We start from the raw sequence: 17,070 nt of genomic DNA, 5'->3' as shown, positions 1-17,070 counted from the left end.
CCTAGGAGTTGCGGCTGGCACCGCTCAAGGAACCCTTGCGCACTTGGCCCGGGGACTTCCCTTTGGCGGTGTTCTTGGGCCCCTGCTTGTTGGCAAGGGGCTTGAGTGCGGCCGGTTGGACTGGTTTTGCGGGTTCAGCCTTCTTGGCAGGGTCTGCCGGCCCGGGCGCTGTTCCTGCGTCCGGGGAAGGACCATTTCCCGACGACGGTTTGGCCGACGATCCTGACTCTCCCACCTCGCGGACTGTCACCTTGATGGCCGGGGGCTGTTCAGCCTTGGCCCGGGCAGCCGCCCGCTGGTCAGCTTCAGCCACGGCCTCGGCCCAGCCCTTCGCCAGGACGGGCGGTTCCTTGGCTGCGGCCACGACGAGGGGATGGTGGTTGGTCTGGGTGTCCATCCTGGACTTCCACGTGCCGTCCTTGACGGAGGCAGCCGCCCCCGCGACCCGGCGTCGGGCTTCTCCAAGGAGGTCCCGCTTCGGTTGGGCCGGGGCAGGTGGCGTTTCAACCACTACCGGGGGTGCGGAAGGTACGGGGGGAGCGGCAACAGCGGCTGCGGCAACGGCGGCCACATGGCCGGACGCGGGCTCGTTCAGCGGAGCGCCAGCAGCAGGCAGGACGCCGGAACCAACCGGGGCGGAGGAGTCCTCCGGCCGCTGGGGGAGGTGGACGATCGGCGTCGTTTCCTTCTTGGGGAAGATGCCGAAAAGCGCAAGGATGATGATCGACAGCAGACGCCCGATACCGGCCACCACAAGCGTGATGATGATGACGAATACCAGACCCAGGAACATGAGGACTGCCATCCCCAACGTCCCCAGGTAGGTCAGGTTGATGGCGAGCGTTGTCGGATCCTCCACGTAGCCTCCCCTGGCTTTGCGTTTTGATGCCCGCGGTCTCCCCCGCTTGCACATCTAGCCTACGGTCCGGCACCGACGGAATCACGCCCGGCTCAGCACTCCTGCGGGGTTGTTTCAAAGCTGTTATACGGCGTGGGAAATATGTTGCGCAGCTCTCATTTACGGCCTCGGAAAGGGGCATTTTGACGCCTGATCTCACCCGTCTCCGCAACGGCGCTTGCCCGTGCCTGTCCGGGGATCCATACGACCAGTGCTGTGGCCGTTTCCACCGCTCGGAAGCCGACGCGCCAACTGCCGAACAGCTCATGCGCTCGCGGTATTCGGCCTTCGTCGTTTTGGACCCCGAATACCTTCTGCGCACGTGGCATTCGAGCACGCGGCCGGACACCATGGACCTGGATCCGGACATGGAATGGCGGCGGTTGGACATTCTCGGAACCACGGCCGGCGGACCTTTGGACGCGCGGGGCACGGTGGAGTTCGCAGCCCACTACAGGCACGACGGCGAACGCGGAGTCCAGCGCGAACTCAGCCGTTTTGTGCGTGAGGACAAGCGTTGGTACTACGTGGACGGCGACGTCCGCTAACGCACAGGAAAGCTACCTGTACTTGCGGTGCAGGCTCTCCTTGGCTGAGGGGCCGGGGGAGGCGTCGGCGATCCACGGCCCTGTTCCTTCGGACTGGTCCAGGATGCCGGCCTCAAGCCAGGCGTAATCCCCGGCGAGGACCTTGCGCGAAAGGTCGCGGTCGGCGTCGTCGGTGTTGCGCCAGAGCTGGTCGAAGTATTCGTCCACCCGCACGCGGGCCTGTTCGCAGTAGGCCTCTGCCAGTTCAAAAGCTGCTGCGGCATGCTCGGGCCGGGTGTGCAGCAGGTTCTCAGCCCGCGAGCAACACGCGGCCATCGCGAACAGCTCGGCTCCGATGTCCACGATCCTGCCAAGGAACGCTTGTTTGTGCTCGAGCTTCGCCTGCCAACGGCCCATGCCGTAGAAGGTCTGCCGTGCCAGCCGGCGGGACGAACGCTCCACGAAACGCAGTTGCTTGCCCAGCCGCCCAAAGTCCGAGTAGGACCTCGGGTCCATTCCCGCCCCGGCCACCAGCTTCGGCAGCCAGCGCGCGTAGAAACCGGAAGCCCCGACGGCGGCCTTCGCTTTGTCCTGCAGGCTCGCATCCAGCGAGGCGAGGTCGCCCGCTGCCGCGAGGTGCGCGTCCACGGCCTCGCGGGCGATGAGGAGCTTCATGATCTCGCTGGAACCCTCGAAGATGCGGTTGATCCTCAGGTCACGGAGGAGCTGCTCCGCTGCCACCGCGCGCTCGCCGCGGGCCTCCAGGGAGTCGGCGGTTTCAAACCCTCGGCCGCCGCGGATTTGTACGAGTTCGTCGGCAATCCTGCAGCTCAGCTCCGTCGACCACAACTTGGCCAGTGCGGCTTCGATCCGGATATCCCGGGCGCCGGCGTCGGCCATTTCGGCGGACAGCTCGAAGACTGCCTCCAAAGCGAAGGTCGTGGCGGCGATGAAGGCGATCTTTTTGCTGACGGCCTCGTGCTGTCCCACCGGGCGGCCCCACTGGGTGCGGGCGTTGGACCACTCGCGGGCAATCTTCAGGCTCCACTTTCCGGCAGCAACGCACAGGCCGGGGATGGAGAGGCGGCCCGTGTTGAGGGTGGTCAGGGCAATCTTCAAACCCTGGCCTTCGCGCCCCAGTCTGTTGGCCGCCGGGACACGTACCTGGTGGAAGCGGGTGACGCCGTTCTCGATCCCGCGCAGGCCCATGAAGGCGTTCCGGTTCTCCACGGTGATTCCAGGAGAATCCATCTCCACGACGAACGCGGAGATGCCGCCCTTGTGGGTGGTGCCGTCCGCATCCGTATGTTCAGGGACGCGGGCCATGACCACAACGAGCTCGGCTATCACGCCGTTGGTGGTCCAGAGCTTCACGCCGTCCACAACGTAAGACCCGCCGTCGTCGGACAGGACCGCGGTGGCGCCCATGCGCGCGGGGTCGCTGCCGACGTCGGGCTCTGTTAACAGGAAAGCGGTAATCGCGCCCGCGGCGCATCGGGGCAGGTACTCGCGCTTCTGCTCGTCCGTGCCGAAGACCTTCACGGGCTCGGGGACGCCGATTGACTGATGGGCGGAGATCAGGGCGCCCAAGCTGGGATGGACCGAACCCACCAAGGCCAAAGCGCGGCCGTAGTAAACCAGCGACAATCCCAGGCCGCCGTACTCACGCGGGATCTTCATGCCGAAGACGCCCAGCTCGGCCAGTCCTGTGAGGTATTCGTCCGGGATCTTCGCGTCGCGTTCGATCACGCGTCCGGACATGGTCCTGCAGAAGGCCTCGAGCTCGGCCATGAACTCTTCGCCGCGCTCAACATCCTCTGCCTTGACCTCGGGCCAGGGGTGGATCAGGCTGAGGTCGAAGCTGCCCAGGTACAGGCCCTTGGCGAAGCTGGGACGGTTCCATTCGGTTTCCCGCGCGGCTTCGGCGACGGCACGGGCCTCCTCTGCGGAGGCGTTGACGCTTGCTGCGGAGAGACTGTTGTCAGTGGCGGACGTCATGGGATAACTCCTCTAACCGGTTGTGCCGGATGGAGCCAGGGTCCGCCTCGGGTGCGAACCCTTCAGCTGTCCCTCAATGCTACCCGCGGGTAGCTACCCGTACCAGTGGATACCTGCGGCTGGAATTCGGCCGGGATGTCCACCTGGCCGGCATGGTGGACCAGCCGGTCCCAGGCGAAGTTGATGCCATGGACCAGTCCGCCAAGGACAGCCTTGATGGCATACCAGGCCATGCCCATGACGCCGATGAGAACAATTGTTGCTATTGCCGCCGCCGCGATGAAAGCGACCAGAAGTGCAGCGAACGCCAGCGTTCCAATGAACACGTAAGTGGCGGTTTCCAGCGTCGTAAAGTCGAAATCCACAGTTCCCCCTATGCGACAGTGCGTGGGTAGACGCGGCGTTGCCGGCGTCGATGATCTGACCTTAGGGGCGGCGGGGGCCCGCGGCCAGCATGGAAACGGTGTTGATACGGGATCGAAACCCTACCCTGTGGTAGGTCACGGAAAGGGCACGACGGCGGCACGCACGCGGGTGCCCTCCCGGCGCCCCACCCCCGCGCCCACCCGGGTGCCCCCCCAAGTAAGTCGCACTTGTGCGCGTTATCAGCGTTCTAAACGTGCTCTGCTGCGACTTAGTTGGGTGCGGACGCTCTGCGTTAACCTTGTACGGGGCAGTTTTCGCTGCCAGCCAGGTTTCGCAGCAGCTGAAGGAGAGTAGTTGTCCCGTTCAGCCATGTCCTCCGCCGACGCCATCAGTGCCCGGCTGAGGGACCTCGAACAGCTCACCAAAGGGCCGGCCTGGACGTTGACGCGTTCGGCGCCGTGGGTCATCGCGGTGCTCCAAGCCTCCTTCACCCGCACCCGGCCGCAGCTTCCGCTCGAAGAGTTCCATGCCGACGTCGACGCTTTCCTTGAGCAGCTCCGCCGCCAGGACCCAGCGCTCGGCGGGCAGCTGAACGGCAAAGCTTTCGGCGACGAGTGGACCCGAAAACAGTTCCTCACCCGTCGTAACCAGTCCGGCCAGATCGTCTACGAAGTCACCGAAGCCGCAGCCCGCGTGCTCGCCTTCCTCGACAGCCTGTCCAGTGAACGCTCAACGCTCAACGGCTCCCGGCTGGGCACCCTGCTCGGCGATGTGGAGAAACTCGCCAACGAGACCAACCCGGACCAGAGCGCCCGCCTTGAAGCCCTCGAGGAGGAGATCCAGGAGCGTCAACAACTGGTGGAGGACATCAGTTCCGGTGAATTCGACGGGCTCCTGGACGATGAGGAAGCGGTGGAGGCCGCCGGCAACATTCTGGACCTCGCGGCCAGCCTGCCCGCCGACTACAAGAAGATGCGTGACCGCATTGAGGAACTAGTGGGTGAACTCCGGAACCAGATCATTGAAGAGTCGCTCAGCAAGGGTGCCACCATGGCCCAAGTGCTCGAAGCGGACAAGCGGCTGAGGCAGAGCCCCGAGGGTCGTACCTTCCGTTCATTCACGGCGTTCCTCGAAGACCCGCAGCAGCAATTGCGTTTCCGCTCAGCCATCGGCGAGGTCCTGAGCAGGCAGTTCGCAGACGATCTCACCCACGAGGACCGGGAAACCCTGAAGAACCTCGTCGCCGAGCTCCGGACGCAGCACAGCGAGATCCAGCGGATCTACGGCAAGCTGTCGGAAAGCCTCAACACGTATATCCAGAGTGACGATGTCCGCCAGTCGGTCACGCTCCGCAAGGTGCTCGCCGAGGCCGAGCAGGCAATCCGTTCCATGCCATACGAGCGGGACCGTCCGGGCCTTGTCCCCGGGCCCGTCCTCTACAACGCGGGCTTCGAGTCGCTGGCCATGGTCAAGCTCTTCGACCCCGACGAGTTCGCCACGCCACCCCGTCTGGCGGACCCCATCGCTTTCACCGACTCGGACCGCGTCAAGTCCGCCCGCACCGGAAAGGCAAGGCCCGACGTCGTCCGTGCCGCCATGGCAGGGTCCGCAACCCTGGGCGAGGCGTGGGAAAACCTTCCCGCTGAGGAACGGCACATCAACACCGTCCGTTCCCTCCTGTCCATGGCCTTGCAGACCGGCGCCGCCTTTGACCGGGCCGCCTGGGAGCACATCGACTTCGAACAAATCGACGGCAGCATCCGCACGGCATATCTGCCCGTCGTCACGCTGAATGAGGATTCTGATGACTGAGGAAATCACGACGACGGAACTCGCCGCGACGGATAACCCCACCATGGATGGTGGCCGGGAAGAGGTGGAGACGCACACCGCGGATCCGTTCCGTGTGTCCCCGAGGGATACGTTCGTTGACGGTGCAGCTCTCTTCCCCGGGGATACCGGCGTCCTGCCCATGAAAGTCCGCCACGCCCTGGTCAAACTGCTGAAAGGGCCGTACATCGACGGCGGCCGCGACGAGAAGCTCTGGACCACGCTCCTGGATAACCAACTGATCCTTCGGAGCCGGTTGTCGGAACTCTTCCTGACGCTCCAGCTGGACCACGACCGCAAGATCGCGGTCCTGCGCCCGGTGGATCCGGAGATCATCGGGGCAAGCTCCCGGTCCAGCATCCTCCGCCAACAGCGCGCCCTCAGCCGGGTGGAAACCATCGTCCTGCTGCGGCTTCGCCTGCTCCTGGACCGCCATGTCACGGCCCAGACGGATCCGACCGTAACGCGCGAGGAGATCTCCGACCTGGTAGCGAACTACACCCCGGCCGGCCAGCAGGATGCCTTGCGGGACTCCGACGTCGTGAACCGCACCATCACCAAACTCCTGGCCCGCCAACTGCTCCTGGCCACCCCCCTGGACGACACCTACACCATCAGCAACGCACTCCCGCTGGCCCTCCCCTTCGAAAACATCGGCGACATTCCGGCCCACATCGAAGCCCTGGTGGCAGTAGCAGCCGACGAATCCGGCACCGAACCGCTGCTTGACTTGGACCCCGATTCACATCAAACCAGCCCCTCAGATGACGACATGGACGACGACACGGATGACGACGGACCCGCTGCGGTGAGTTCCGCCGCGGACTCAACCGACGCCGAAGGGACCACGAAGTGACGATCGCAAGCATGCTCCCGTTGGGCGAACAGACGAACCCGGGCCAGATGCGCCTTGCCCTCGTCCAGGTGGTCAACTGGGGCACCTTCCATGGCGCCCACACCATGCACGTGGACCGCAACGGCACGCTCCTCACGGGTAATTCCGGCGTCGGCAAATCGACGCTCTTTGACGCGATGCTCCGAGTATTTGATGCCCGTCCGCGTTCCAACGAGGCCGCGGCCCAGCGGTCCGGCGGTGCTGTGGAGGACAAGAGGACCACCTTCACCTACATGCGCGGCAAGGTCGGTGATAAGGCGGTCGGCGACAGCTCGGCCAGTGCCTTCCAGCGGCCTGGTGCCACCTGGTCCGCCGTCGCACTCACGTTTGATAACGCAGCCGGCACCAAGGTGACGATTTCCGCACTGTTCGACCTGCCCAAGAACGGCACCGAATCGAGCGTCGGCCGGTTCTATGTGATCGACAGCAAGCCTTTGGATCTTGAAGCGATCGAGGGGATCGCGCAGAAGCGGTTCACCAAGGGCGCGCTGGAGTCGATCTTCCCCGAGGGGCAGGTCTTCGACGTCCATAAGGCTTTTGCCGAGCGGTTCCGCCGGCTTCTGGGCATCAATTCGGACCAGGCGCTGCCCTTGCTCCGCGTCATCCAGGCAGGCAAGGGCCTGGGCGGCAGCGTCAACACCTTCTTCCGCGACCAAGTGCTCGACGCTCCTGCGACGCTTGCCGCCGCGGACGATGTGGTTGAGGAATTCAGCAACCTGATGTCCATCCGCCAGCGGTTGGAAGACGTCCGGCAGCAGCGCGACCAGTTGGCACCGGTTCCCGGCCTCAACAAGGAATACGCGCAGGCGTTGCTGGATGCCAACCGGCTCCGTGAGCTGACGGGCGAGGAATTTGAGGCGTACAAACAGCAGCTCGCGGTTTCCGTGCATGCCAAGACCTTGGCCAGGTTCAGGGAATTGGCCCAGCAGAAAGCGCAGGAACTCGCGGCGGAGCGGACCATCCGGGACGCGCTCGCCAAGGAACTGCGGGAGCTGGAGTCCGACTACAACAACCGCGGCGGCAACGCGATCTCTGCCATTGAGCAGTCGCTGGAGAACGCCCGCGTCGGCCTGAAGCTGCGGCAGCAGGTGGAGGAGTCTGCCAGGAAGGCGTTGTCCGATGCCGGGCTGAACCTGGAATGGTCGGCTGAAGGTTGGGACCAGGCCCATGAGCAGGCCGCAGCGCGGTCGGCATCCTTGCAGGACGACTCGGAGTCCCTCAAGGAACTCCGTTTTGAGGCGTTCGATGCCCACGCCACCAAGAAGCGCGAGCTCGCAGCGGCCCAGCAGGAGTTGTTGTCGCTGCGTTCGCGCAAGTCCCTCCTGCCGCCGTCGAGCATTGAAAACCGGGCTGCGATAGCTGCGGCCACTGGCGTACCCGAGGAACGGATGCCGTTCGCGGGCGAGCTCATCGATCTCGCGGAGGGCCAGGAGCAGTGGCGTCCAGCCGCCGAACGCGCGCTCCGCAACCTCGCAACCACTCTGCTGGTCCCGGGTGAGTACTTCGCGGCCGTAACCCGCTACCTGAATGACAACACCATCCGCGGAGCCCTTCGCGCCGTGGATGTTTCCAAGCCGCTTGCAGGCGGCGCACTTGCTGTGGAGGACGTGTCCGACGGCGATCTCTTGACTAAGTTGAGCATCCTCACGTCGGGGGCCAATGCAGAGGCGGGGGAGTGGGTCCGTGAACGGATCGCCGTGGACTTCGCCTACCCGTGTGTCGAGGACCCGGACGAGCTGGCTTCGCTGGACAAGGGACTGAGCCTGGGCGGCGTGGTCAAGCGCAACCGGCACACCGTGGAGAAGGACGATCGCTTCACGAGCCGCCAGGACTACGTTCTCGGTTTCGACAACGCGTCCAAGTTGGAGCTGGTGGCGGCCCGCGTCGGTGAGCTCGAGAACGAGTTGGCCAAAGCTGCGGAACTGGCACAGAGCCGGGAAGATTCGCATCAGGGAATGGCCCGCCAGTTGGAAGCCCTTCGGCGGGTTGCCGAGGACGAACGTCCTTGGGAGCAGGTTTCGGCAGCAGTTGCCGGGGAGGAATTGGCGCGGATCGAGCAGCGTCTTGCCGACGCCTTGGCCGCGCAGGCCGATCTGGAGCCGTTGCGGGCAAACATCGAGGCGGTGCGTGAGAAGCACCAATCCTCCACAGGTGCCGCGGCCGTCCTGCAGAGCGAATACAAGGCGCTCGACCATCAGATGACCACGGCTGACGGGCTGTTGGACGCGGCGAGGCTGAAGCTTGAGCAAGCACCGCCGTCGAGCTCCACCGTCACGGCGCTTGAGCCGTATTTTGCCGGCGCTGCCGACGTCACCCAGCTGTACGAGCTGGATAACCTGGCCAACAGCGTCCGCAACAAGCTGCTTGATGAATTGCACGTAGCCGAGTCCCGGGGGCAAGCAACGGCGGAGCGGTTGACCCGGATTTTCGAGGCGTTCGTGCGTGAATGGGGCAGTGCCATCAGCGCCGATCATGGCACGTCGATCGGCGCCGCCGGTGATTTCGAAGCCCGGTACCATGCGATCGTGAGCGACGGCTTGCCCGCACAGGAAGCGGAATTCCGTTTGTTCTTCAACCAGCGCACGCATGAATCGTTCAGTACGCTGCTGCACCTCCTTGATGAGGAACGCCGCAGCATCACCAGCCGCATCCTGCCGCTGAACGGGATCCTTTCCCAGGTCAATTTCCACGAAGGCAGCTACCTGGAACTGGACATCAAGCAGACACTTCCTGCCACTGCCAAGCAGTTCAAGGACGCGATCCAGAACGCACTCAAGGCCAAGCACGCACGCCCGTCCCGGGGAGCCGCGCCGTCCGAGGTGGATGAGGACGCCGAGCTCACTGCCCGTTACAAGTCACTGGAAACCCTGGTGAAGCGGCTCGGCTCGCAGACCCCCGAGGACCGGCGCTGGCGTTCCGAGGTCCTCGATGTTCGCGGGCACCTCTTCATCCAGTGCAAGGAGCACCGCGAGGTGGCCGGAGCGTCAGGCAGGAAGAAGACGGAAGTCTTCATGCATGCGGACACCGGCTCCATGTCCGGCGGCGAGCGTCAGCGATTCACCGCCTTCATCATGGCGGCTGCCCTGAGTTACCAGCTGGGCATCGCCGAGCAGGGTTTCACGACGTACGGCACCGTGATGATGGACGAGGCGTTTGTCCTGGCGTCCGAGGAATTCGCCGGGGCGGGCATCAAGGCGCTCCACGAATTTGGGTTCCAGTTGCTGTTGGCTGCCCCGGAGAACGTCATCGACCTGTCACGCCACCTCGGCTCCGTCACGGAAATCCTCCGCGACAAGCGCACCAACCGTAGCGGCGTGCTGACCGCGCCCGTCATTTCGGGACGTGGCGAGCCCGGAGCGTGGCGTTCGGAAGCCAACCCTGTGGACATCGTCCTCCGCTGACGGCCCCGCCGCCGTCTCCCAACTGACTGGCAGCAGGGGTTGTTCTGAGCACTCATAGCAACCCCTACTGCCAGTCACATTGGCCTACTTGCCCCGTACCCTGCTCAGGAATTGGGCCGTGCGGAATTCCAGGCCTGCGATCTGTTTGAGCACCACGGCAGCCGGGTCCGGGTTGATCTCGTTGACCGGCGGCTCCTTGCGGACGTTGGCACTGCAACCGAATTCCGCGCAGATCAACGTCCCCACCGTGTTGCCGTCCTTGCCGGACTGACCCGCCCTCTTGGCAACCCACAGGTAAACGTCATCTTTGGAAAAGACGTCCCGGCACAATTCGCACAGGACTGCACGGTTCTTGCCGGAGCCGCCTTCCGGAGCGCGGAGCAGGACGCCCGTCAGCTTTCCTTCATACGGCACAACCAGGTACCCCCGTTGGGGCATCTTCTCGTCCCGCCAACCGAGGAACTCCAGGGTTTCCCATTCGATCGATTCGAAGTTGCGGGGAAGATTCAGTTTGGCAGCTTCTGATCGGCTGGCATTGATGAACGATGATCGGATTTGTTGGGCAGTGATTTTCTGCATGGCGAAGCTTCCTTTGAAAAATTACGACGTCGGCAGCGCACCTGGCGCTGCGTCATGGCACGTTAGGCGCGGGGGTCGTCTCTGTGGAGCACAAGGGCACGCCGAAGAAGCCAACAGTGGCGTTGGATCTTGGTGCTTGCGGTGCTACTTGGACGATGCCGGCGCGTGGGGGTGTGCCAAGCAGGCCAAAGCGGCCACCTCGCCAACCATGGCTGCGGCAACTGATGCAGTGCGCACGCTCATTCCCCTCGTAATTTTTCCTGGAAGCGGTAGTCCGCTGCCGATATCCTCCCAAATCTCCGCGGGAGCTGTCCACCGGGAGGGGATGTGGGAGAGGGATTCCCGTACGTGGGTGGGATGTGGCGGAGGAATATGGGAAGGGATTAAGCGACAGAAACGTTTCGTAATTATTTGAAGGATAGGCTAGCCTTACTTAGGTTCGCATAACTTACCTAAGGAGTCCCGTGGCTTCCCTTCTTCCACGCCGCGCCCTGCTGAAGACTGCAGGTTCAGCGACGGTCGCATTGGCCGCTGTCGCACTTACCCTTTCCGGTTGCTCCACCGGTCCCGCCAACTCGGCGCCGGCATCATCGGAAGCAGCATCGTCGGCTTTCCCCGTCACCATCAAGCACGCCTTCGGTGAGACCACGATTAAGGAACAGCCCAAGCGGGTCGTCACCATTTCGTGGGTCAACGATGACATCGCGATCGCCCTCGGCGTTGTTCCGGTCGGTGTCCCCAAGAACGAGTGGGGCAACAATGACAAGGGCTCAACCCCGTGGAAGGACGAAGCCCTGGAGAAGGCCGGCGCCGGCTTTGGCTCCGATAAAGCTCCCGTCCAGTTCTCCGAGGCTGACGGCATCAACTTCACTGAAATCGCCAAGCTCAGCCCGGACGTCATCCTCGGCGCGTACTCCGGCCTCGAAGAAGCCGACTACAAGAAGCTGTCCGAGATCGCCCCGGTTGTTGCCTATCCGGAGCTGGCTTACGGCACGCCGTGGCAGGAGAGCACCACCATGATCGGCAAGGCGCTGGGCAAGGAAGCCGAAGCCAAGAAGCTGGTGGAAGACACCGAGGCCACCATCAAGGACAAGGTATCCAAGTACCCGCAGATCAAGGACAAGACCTTCATCTACGGCAACCTCGAGCCCGCCAAGGGCGATGGCGTGAACGTCTACACCGCCATCGACAACCGCCCCCGGTTCCTCTCCGACATCGGAATGAAGCTGGCACCGGTGGTCACTGAGAACACCAAGACCAACAAGGACTTCTTCATCCCGTGGTCCGCCGAGAAGGCCAACGAACTCGACTCCGACATCTTCGTCACATGGGTTCCGGATGCCACCACCGCCGAGGCCATCAAGACTGATCCACTGCTGGGCCAGATCCCCGCCATCAAGAGCGGCGCGCTGGTTGCCGACTCGGACAACACCCTGACCCTGTCCATCTCTGCCTCGTCCCCGCTGAGCCTGCCGTGGGCGCTGGATACATTCCTGCCCCAGCTGGGTAAAGCAGCGGACGCAGCAGGCAAGTAAGTCCAGTGAAGTTGAGCACGACGACGGCGGCTCCCGTGGAGCGGGTTGGTGGCACTTCGGCGCCTGGTAACCAGCGAGGGATCGCTCCCGGCAGCAACGCGACCGCTCCAAACGGTCCGCGAATGGCAGGCAAGCGCACCGCCTTGCTGCTGCTCGCCGTCGTCGTGCTTGCTGCTGCGTGCGCCGCGTCTTTGGCGATCGGCGCACGCGGGCTTCCCCTTTCAACCATTTGGGAAGCTGTCACCACCTTCAATCCGCAGGACGGCGACCACGCCGTGGTCATCGCCCGGATTCCGCGTACGGTGCTGGGCCTGCTGGCGGGGGCCGCTTTGGGCCTGGCCGGCGCTGCCATGCAGGGCGTTGCCCGCAACCCGTTGGCCGATCCCGGCATCCTGGGCCTCAACGCCGGTGCTGCACTGGCGGTGGTAGTGGGCATCTACGTCTTTGGCATCACGTCGCTGACCGGCTACATCTGGTTCGCTTTCGTCGGAGCCGCAGCGGCCGCCGTCGTGGTCTACGCCATCGCCTCCCGCGGCCGTGATGGTGCGACGCCGGTCAAGCTCGCCCTGGCAGGCGCGGCGCTGAGTGCCGGGTTGTTTTCGCTGATGAACGTCATCCTGGTCTCCAGCCAGGACACCCTGGACCGCTTCCGTTTCTGGCAGGTGGGCAGCATCGGCGGTCGTGACTGGTCGGTTCTCCTTCCGGCACTGCCGTTCCTGCTCATCGGTGCTTTGGTGGTGGTGGCGGGCGGGCGTGTCCTGAACGGCCTGGCCTTGGGAGATGACGTCGCACGCGGACTCGGCCAGAACGTTGGCCTTTCGCGCGGAATCATCGGACTGGGAATCGTTTTGCTGTGCGGGTCGGCCACGGCCCTGGCCGGTCCCATCGGGTTCCTGGGCCTCGTTGTGCCGCATGCCATCCGATCACTGACCGGGCCGGACTACCGCTGGATCCTGCCGTTCTCCATGGTGTCCGCACCCATCCTGCTCATCGCCGCCGACGTCATTGGCCGTGTCATCCTTCTTCCGGGTGAAGTCCCCGCAGGCATCATGACCGCCTTGGTGGGCGCACCCGTCTTTGTCTGGCTCATCCGCCGGGGCAAGGCGGCCGGACTATGAGGACACTCCACAAGCTCCCCACCGAGTTGGCAGTTAATGCCAATCCTTCGCCCAAACACCCTCATCAATTGTCATTTCGGCGGGTCCGGAGCCGCACGTTCGTCCTTGCCCTCGCGCTGCTGGTGATGTTTGCGGTGTACGTGCTCCTGGGCAGCTACACGGTGACGATCCCCGACTTCTTCACGATCGTCATCAACCACCTCACCGGCGGCGAAAAGATCCCCGGCGCCAGCTTCATCGTCATGGAACACAAACTGCCGCGTGCAGCGGTGGGTACATTGATCGGCGTCGCGTTCGGCCTTGCGGGCGCCCTGTTCCAGACCATGCTCCGGAACCCCCTCGCCAGCCCGGACATCATCGGCATCAGCTACGGGGCGAGCGCCGCCGCTGTCACGGCGATCGTGATCTTCGGAGCCTCGGGTGCCGTGGTATCCGCGGCGGCCTTGGGCGGGGCGCTCGGCGTGGCTGCCATCATCTACGCCATCTCACGGAGTGCGGGAAATGGCGGCGGCAACCGAGGCAATGCGGCAGGCAACCGCCTCATCCTCGCAGGGGTGGGCATCGCCGCCGCACTGCACGCCGTAGTGAACTTCCTGATGACCCGCGCGGACATTCGCACGGCAGCGGACGCACTCGTTTGGCTTAACGGATCCCTTAATTCCGCCAATTGGGAACGCGCCGGAATCCTGGCCGCGGCCTTACTGGTGCTCATTCCGGCAGCGATGTTCCTCTCCGGCCCCCTGCGCATGCTGGAACTCGGCGATGATGCCGCAGCAGGGCTCGGAATCAGGGTCAACGCCACCCGGCTGGGACTTGTGGTCACCGCCGTCGCGCTGTCCGCCGTCGCAACCGCAGCCGCAGGTCCCGTAGCGTTCGTTGCTTTCCTGGCCGGACCGATTTCCCGCCGCTTCGTCCGCAAGCTCAGCCTTCCGGCGTCGGCCCTCACAGGTGCGCTGATTGTGCTCGCGGCCGACTTCTTCGCCTCCAACATCGCACCGTTGATCCTCGATGGAACCGTCCTGCCGGTGGGCGTCATTTCCGGCGCACTCGGTGCACCGTTCCTCCTGTGGCTCCTCGTCACGTCGAACCGAAAGGAAGCCTGACATGGCCCTCCTTAATGCCAAGGACCTGACGCTCCAGTATGAGCAGCGCAAGGTGGTGGAAGGACTTTCCACGGAGATTCCCGAAGGTAAAGTGACCATGATCGTCGGGGCGAATGCCTGCGGCAAGTCCACTCTGCTGCGGGGGCTGTCACGGCTCCTGAAGCCGGCCGGTGGCGCCGTCACCCTGGACGGCAAGGACATCCACGCCCGTCCCGCCCGCGAACTTGCCCGCACGCTCGGCCTGCTGCCCCAGCACCCCACCGCTCCTGACGGCATCACCGTCCGGGACCTCGTGGGACGTGGCCGGTACCCGCACCAAGGCCTCTTCCGCAGTTGGAGCGCCAACGACGACGCCGCAGTGCAGCGCGCGCTCGAGGCGACCGCAACGCTGGAGCTCGCAGAACGCTGCGTCGACGAACTGTCCGGCGGCCAGCGCCAACGCGTGTGGATCGCCATGGCGCTGGCCCAGGAGACCGAAGTCCTGCTGCTCGACGAGCCCACCACCTACCTGGACCTCGCCCATCAAGTGGAAGTCCTGGACCTGGTGACCGACCTCAACCGCACCCGCAATACCACCGTGGCGATCGTGCTTCACGACCTCAACCTCGCTGCACGCTATGCGGACCACGTGATCGCCATGAAGGGCGGTTGCATCGTGGCCGAAGGTCCCGCCTCCGCGGTGGTCACCGAGGAACTGGTGCACACCGTTTTCGGCCTGGACTCCCGTGTGGTCCAGGACCCCATCTCCGGCACACCCCTGATCGTTCCGATCGGACGCCATCACGCCCAGCCCGCTACAACCAACCAACTGGAGATCGCCTCATGAGTGCACACCCCACCCAGGCCACAGCGAGTGCCGTGGAGCCGATGACGCTGGCGTTCGATGTCACGGTCAGCGCTGTTCAGGAACTCAGCCCCAACTTCCGGCGCATCACGTTCGGCGGCTACTCCCTGCGCAAGTTTGGCGTAGCCGGGGACACCCTGGATCTCCGCGTGAAACTGATGATCCCGTCCATGGACGCAGCGGGACAACCGATCCCGTTGCCCGAATTCACCATGGAAGAGGCCGGCTGGTACAAGGAATGGCTGGCCATGGTCCCCGCTGTCCGAGGTTCGATGCGCACCTACACCGTCCGCTCGGAGCGCCTTGATGCCGTGTACCCGGAGATCGACATTGACTTCGTCATGCACTTTGACGATTCCGGCCATGGCGGGCCAGCCGCGAACTGGGCCTTGGCCGCCAAACCGGGGGACACCCTCACCATCATCGGCCCCAACAACCGGGCCGCCCAGTGCACCACGGCCGGCGCGTACGGAGGCATCGAGTGGCGGCCGGGCCTCGCCCAGCGTGTCCTCCTCGCCGGCGACGAAACAGCAGTCCCGGCCATCAGCGCGATCCTCGAAAGCCTTCCGGCCGACATCACCGGGCATGCTTTCCTTGAAGTGCCCTCTGCCGCGGACTTCCAGGAGATCAGCACGCCGGCAAATGTCGAGATCACCTGGCTCGCCCGCGGCGCATCCATCGGACGCTCGCGTCCCCACGGGGAACTCCTCAAAGCGGCCGTCGCCAAGGCTGTTCCCGTTCCCGGCTGGGTGGGTTTGAAGGGCGCCGAAACCGCCGCCGGTCCCGAGCCGGAGGAGGTCAACGTGGACCAGGACATCCTGTGGGAAACCCCGCAAAGACTGGATGCCGCGGCCATCGAAGCCACCAAGAACCCCACGCTGCCGGCCGGTGCGTTGCCCTTCTACGCCTGGATTGCGGGGGAAGCGTTCGTGATCAAGGAAATGCGGAGGTACCTGGTGCGCGACGTCGGCATTGACCGTAAGCAGGTAGCTTTCATGGGCTACTGGCGGCGCGGCAAAGCCGAAGGCTGACCCTCTGTCACATCCCGCGCGTTGTGGGGCGTTCCTCTGTCAGGTCCCGCGCGTTTTCCGGCGTTCCTCTGTCAGGAATCCAGCAGGTTCTCGTAGCCGTCCGCCACGGTGGTGGCGTTGAATTCGATGATTTCAAAATCCGCCACTCCGTTGCTGTAGAACGGGTCCTTCGCCAGGGATTCATCCAAAGTTGCCCTGTCCACGTTGGAGAGCAGGACTCCGCCAACTGCCGGGACGCGACGTCCGGACGCTACGAACACACCGCCGTCGAACGCTTCCTTAAGCCAGGCCATATGGCCTGGCCGGTGGAAGTCCACAATCTCGTCGGGAACCCTGTAGGTCAGTGACACAACAAACATGCCGTCAGCCTACCGTTTCGGGACTGCGCGGACGGGGGAGGTGACGGATTCTCCTAAGATTGAAGCCATGACTGAACCGCGCTGGCTTAACGCTGAGGAACGCCGGGCTTGGCTGGCCCTCCTGAGCATCAACACCCTTCTTCCGTCAGCGTTGGACACGCAGCTGCAGTCCGCCGGAAAGCTGTCCCTTTTCGATTACAACGTTTTGGCCATGCTCTCCGAGGCTGAGGGCCGCTACCTTCCGATGAGCGAACTCGCTGCCCGCACGAGTGCTTCTTTGTCCCGCCTTTCACACGTGGTGACCAAACTGCAGAAGCGCGGCTGGGTTGAGCGCGAGGCGCACCCCGGTGATGCCCGGGTAACTGTTGCCCACCTGACAGAGGCGGGGATGGACACCATCGTTTCGCTGGCGCCCGGACACGTTGAATCTGTCCGCACGCTGATGCTGGACTCGCTGACCCCCGACGACGTGGCGGACCTGGCGCGCATCGGTGAGAAGATCGTGGCCCGGCTCGACAACAACCACTGGATCCTCCGCGATTCCTAGCAGCCTGCCGGCTTTGTTGGGCCGAGCCTTCGGGTGGCA

15 protein-coding genes are annotated in these 17,070 nt (G+C 64.3%); 10 read left to right on the top strand and 5 right to left on the bottom strand.

What is annotated here, in order from left to right; all coding sequences use genetic code 11:
• Position 1 precedes the first annotated feature (1 nt).
• Positions 2–859 carry a hypothetical protein gene (locus tag AUR_RS08140; protein ID WP_062098330.1) on the bottom strand — a complete coding sequence of 286 codons (858 nt, stop codon included), beginning with the start codon at positions 857–859 and terminating at the stop codon, positions 2–4.
• Between the two features lie 182 nt (positions 860–1,041).
• Here AUR_RS08140 and AUR_RS08135 point away from each other — a divergent pair, with 182 nt between their 5' ends.
• The gene (locus AUR_RS08135) at positions 1,042–1,446 is read left to right on the top strand and encodes a YchJ family protein (RefSeq protein ID WP_206616228.1); all 405 of its coding nucleotides are present in this window, start codon (positions 1,042–1,044) and stop codon (positions 1,444–1,446) included.
• Between the two features lie 12 nt (positions 1,447–1,458).
• Here the strand turns inward: AUR_RS08135 and AUR_RS08130 are convergent, their stop codons facing one another.
• Positions 1,459–3,423, bottom strand: a complete 1,965-nt coding sequence (locus AUR_RS08130; RefSeq protein WP_062098328.1) for an acyl-CoA dehydrogenase family protein — start codon at positions 3,421–3,423, stop codon at positions 1,459–1,461.
• Positions 3,424–3,485: 62 nt separating this feature from the next.
• A complete protein-coding gene (locus tag AUR_RS08125; RefSeq protein WP_062098326.1) occupies positions 3,486–3,788 on the bottom strand; it encodes a hypothetical protein in 303 nt (100 codons plus the stop codon).
• A gap of 355 nt (positions 3,789–4,143) precedes the next feature.
• Between AUR_RS08125 and AUR_RS08120 the strand changes: the two genes are divergently transcribed.
• The 3 genes from AUR_RS08120 to AUR_RS08110 are packed head-to-tail and all read left to right on the top strand — an operon-like array spanning position 4,144 to position 9,915.
• Positions 4,144–5,601, top strand: coding sequence for a DUF3375 family protein (locus tag AUR_RS08120; protein ID WP_031217356.1), 1,458 nt, complete (start codon positions 4,144–4,146; stop codon positions 5,599–5,601).
• Positions 5,602–5,644: 43 nt separating this feature from the next.
• Positions 5,645–6,475 carry a DUF4194 domain-containing protein gene (locus AUR_RS08115; protein ID WP_241650955.1) on the top strand — a complete coding sequence of 277 codons (831 nt, stop codon included), beginning with the start codon at positions 5,645–5,647 and terminating at the stop codon, positions 6,473–6,475.
• Positions 6,472–9,915: an ATP-binding protein gene (locus tag AUR_RS08110; RefSeq protein ID WP_062098322.1), complete on the top strand. Its 3,444-nt coding sequence runs from the start codon at positions 6,472–6,474 to the stop codon at positions 9,913–9,915. The genes AUR_RS08115 and AUR_RS08110 overlap by 4 nt, the downstream gene beginning before the upstream one ends.
• Before the next feature lie 84 nt (positions 9,916–9,999).
• Here AUR_RS08110 and AUR_RS08105 read toward each other — a convergent pair whose 3' ends face one another.
• A complete protein-coding gene (locus AUR_RS08105; RefSeq protein WP_021474722.1) occupies positions 10,000–10,494 on the bottom strand; it encodes an FBP domain-containing protein in 495 nt (164 codons plus the stop codon).
• Positions 10,495–10,958: 464 nt separating this feature from the next.
• Here AUR_RS08105 and AUR_RS08100 point away from each other — a divergent pair, with 464 nt between their 5' ends.
• The 5 genes from AUR_RS08100 to AUR_RS08080 are packed head-to-tail and all read left to right on the top strand — an operon-like array spanning position 10,959 to position 16,125.
• Positions 10,959–12,029: an iron-siderophore ABC transporter substrate-binding protein gene (locus tag AUR_RS08100; protein ID WP_021474720.1), complete on the top strand. Its 1,071-nt coding sequence runs from the start codon at positions 10,959–10,961 to the stop codon at positions 12,027–12,029.
• 5 nt (positions 12,030–12,034) lie between these two features.
• Complete coding sequence (locus AUR_RS08095) at positions 12,035–13,147, top strand: FecCD family ABC transporter permease (RefSeq protein ID WP_062098320.1); 1,113 nt, start codon at positions 12,035–12,037, stop codon at positions 13,145–13,147.
• On the top strand, positions 13,144–14,250 hold the full coding sequence (locus tag AUR_RS08090) for a FecCD family ABC transporter permease (protein ID WP_062098318.1): 1,107 nt from the start codon (positions 13,144–13,146) through the stop codon (positions 14,248–14,250). Before AUR_RS08095 ends, AUR_RS08090 begins: the two co-directional genes overlap by 4 nt.
• A gap of 1 nt (position 14,251) precedes the next feature.
• On the top strand, positions 14,252–15,076 hold the full coding sequence (locus tag AUR_RS08085; RefSeq protein WP_062098316.1) for an ABC transporter ATP-binding protein: 825 nt from the start codon (positions 14,252–14,254) through the stop codon (positions 15,074–15,076).
• On the top strand, positions 15,073–16,125 hold the full coding sequence (locus AUR_RS08080) for a siderophore-interacting protein (protein ID WP_128397110.1): 1,053 nt from the start codon (positions 15,073–15,075) through the stop codon (positions 16,123–16,125). The genes AUR_RS08085 and AUR_RS08080 overlap by 4 nt, the downstream gene beginning before the upstream one ends.
• Positions 16,126–16,196: 71 nt before the next feature.
• Here AUR_RS08080 and AUR_RS08075 read toward each other — a convergent pair whose 3' ends face one another.
• Entirely contained in the window at positions 16,197–16,484 is a 288-nt protein-coding gene (locus AUR_RS08075; protein WP_021474715.1) for a YciI family protein, read from the bottom strand.
• A 67-nt stretch (positions 16,485–16,551) separates the two neighbouring features.
• Between AUR_RS08075 and AUR_RS08070 the strand changes: the two genes are divergently transcribed.
• Positions 16,552–17,031 (top strand): MarR family winged helix-turn-helix transcriptional regulator, encoded by a 480-nt coding sequence (locus AUR_RS08070; protein ID WP_031217354.1) that lies wholly within the window; start codon positions 16,552–16,554, stop codon positions 17,029–17,031.
• Positions 17,032–17,070 lie beyond the last annotated feature (39 nt).

This window comes from Paenarthrobacter ureafaciens (genome assembly GCF_004028095.1).
In the GTDB taxonomy this organism is placed as follows: Bacteria; Actinomycetota; Actinomycetes; order Actinomycetales; family Micrococcaceae; genus Arthrobacter; species Arthrobacter ureafaciens.
The sequence above is the reverse complement of the archived record's forward strand: the minus strand, read 5'-3'. Positions and strand labels throughout refer to the sequence as shown.

What these genes read in the sequence shown, in the direction of transcription:
- AUR_RS08130 (WP_062098328.1), bottom strand. Translation starts at nt 3,423, where the DNA reads ATGACGTCCGCCACTGACAACAGTCTCTCCGCAGCAAGCGTCAACGCC.
- AUR_RS08115 (WP_241650955.1), top strand. Translation starts at nt 5,645, where the DNA reads ATGGATGGTGGCCGGGAAGAGGTGGAGACGCACACCGCGGATCCGTTC.
- AUR_RS08105 (WP_021474722.1), bottom strand. Translation starts at nt 10,494, where the DNA reads ATGCAGAAAATCACTGCCCAACAAATCCGATCATCGTTCATCAATGCC.
- AUR_RS08090 (WP_062098318.1), top strand. Translation starts at nt 13,144, where the DNA reads ATGAGGACACTCCACAAGCTCCCCACCGAGTTGGCAGTTAATGCCAAT.
- AUR_RS08085 (WP_062098316.1), top strand. Translation starts at nt 14,252, where the DNA reads ATGGCCCTCCTTAATGCCAAGGACCTGACGCTCCAGTATGAGCAGCGC.
- AUR_RS08080 (WP_128397110.1), top strand. Translation starts at nt 15,073, where the DNA reads ATGAGTGCACACCCCACCCAGGCCACAGCGAGTGCCGTGGAGCCGATG.
- AUR_RS08075 (WP_021474715.1), bottom strand. Translation starts at nt 16,484, where the DNA reads ATGTTTGTTGTGTCACTGACCTACAGGGTTCCCGACGAGATTGTGGAC.
- AUR_RS08070 (WP_031217354.1), top strand. Translation starts at nt 16,552, where the DNA reads ATGACTGAACCGCGCTGGCTTAACGCTGAGGAACGCCGGGCTTGGCTG.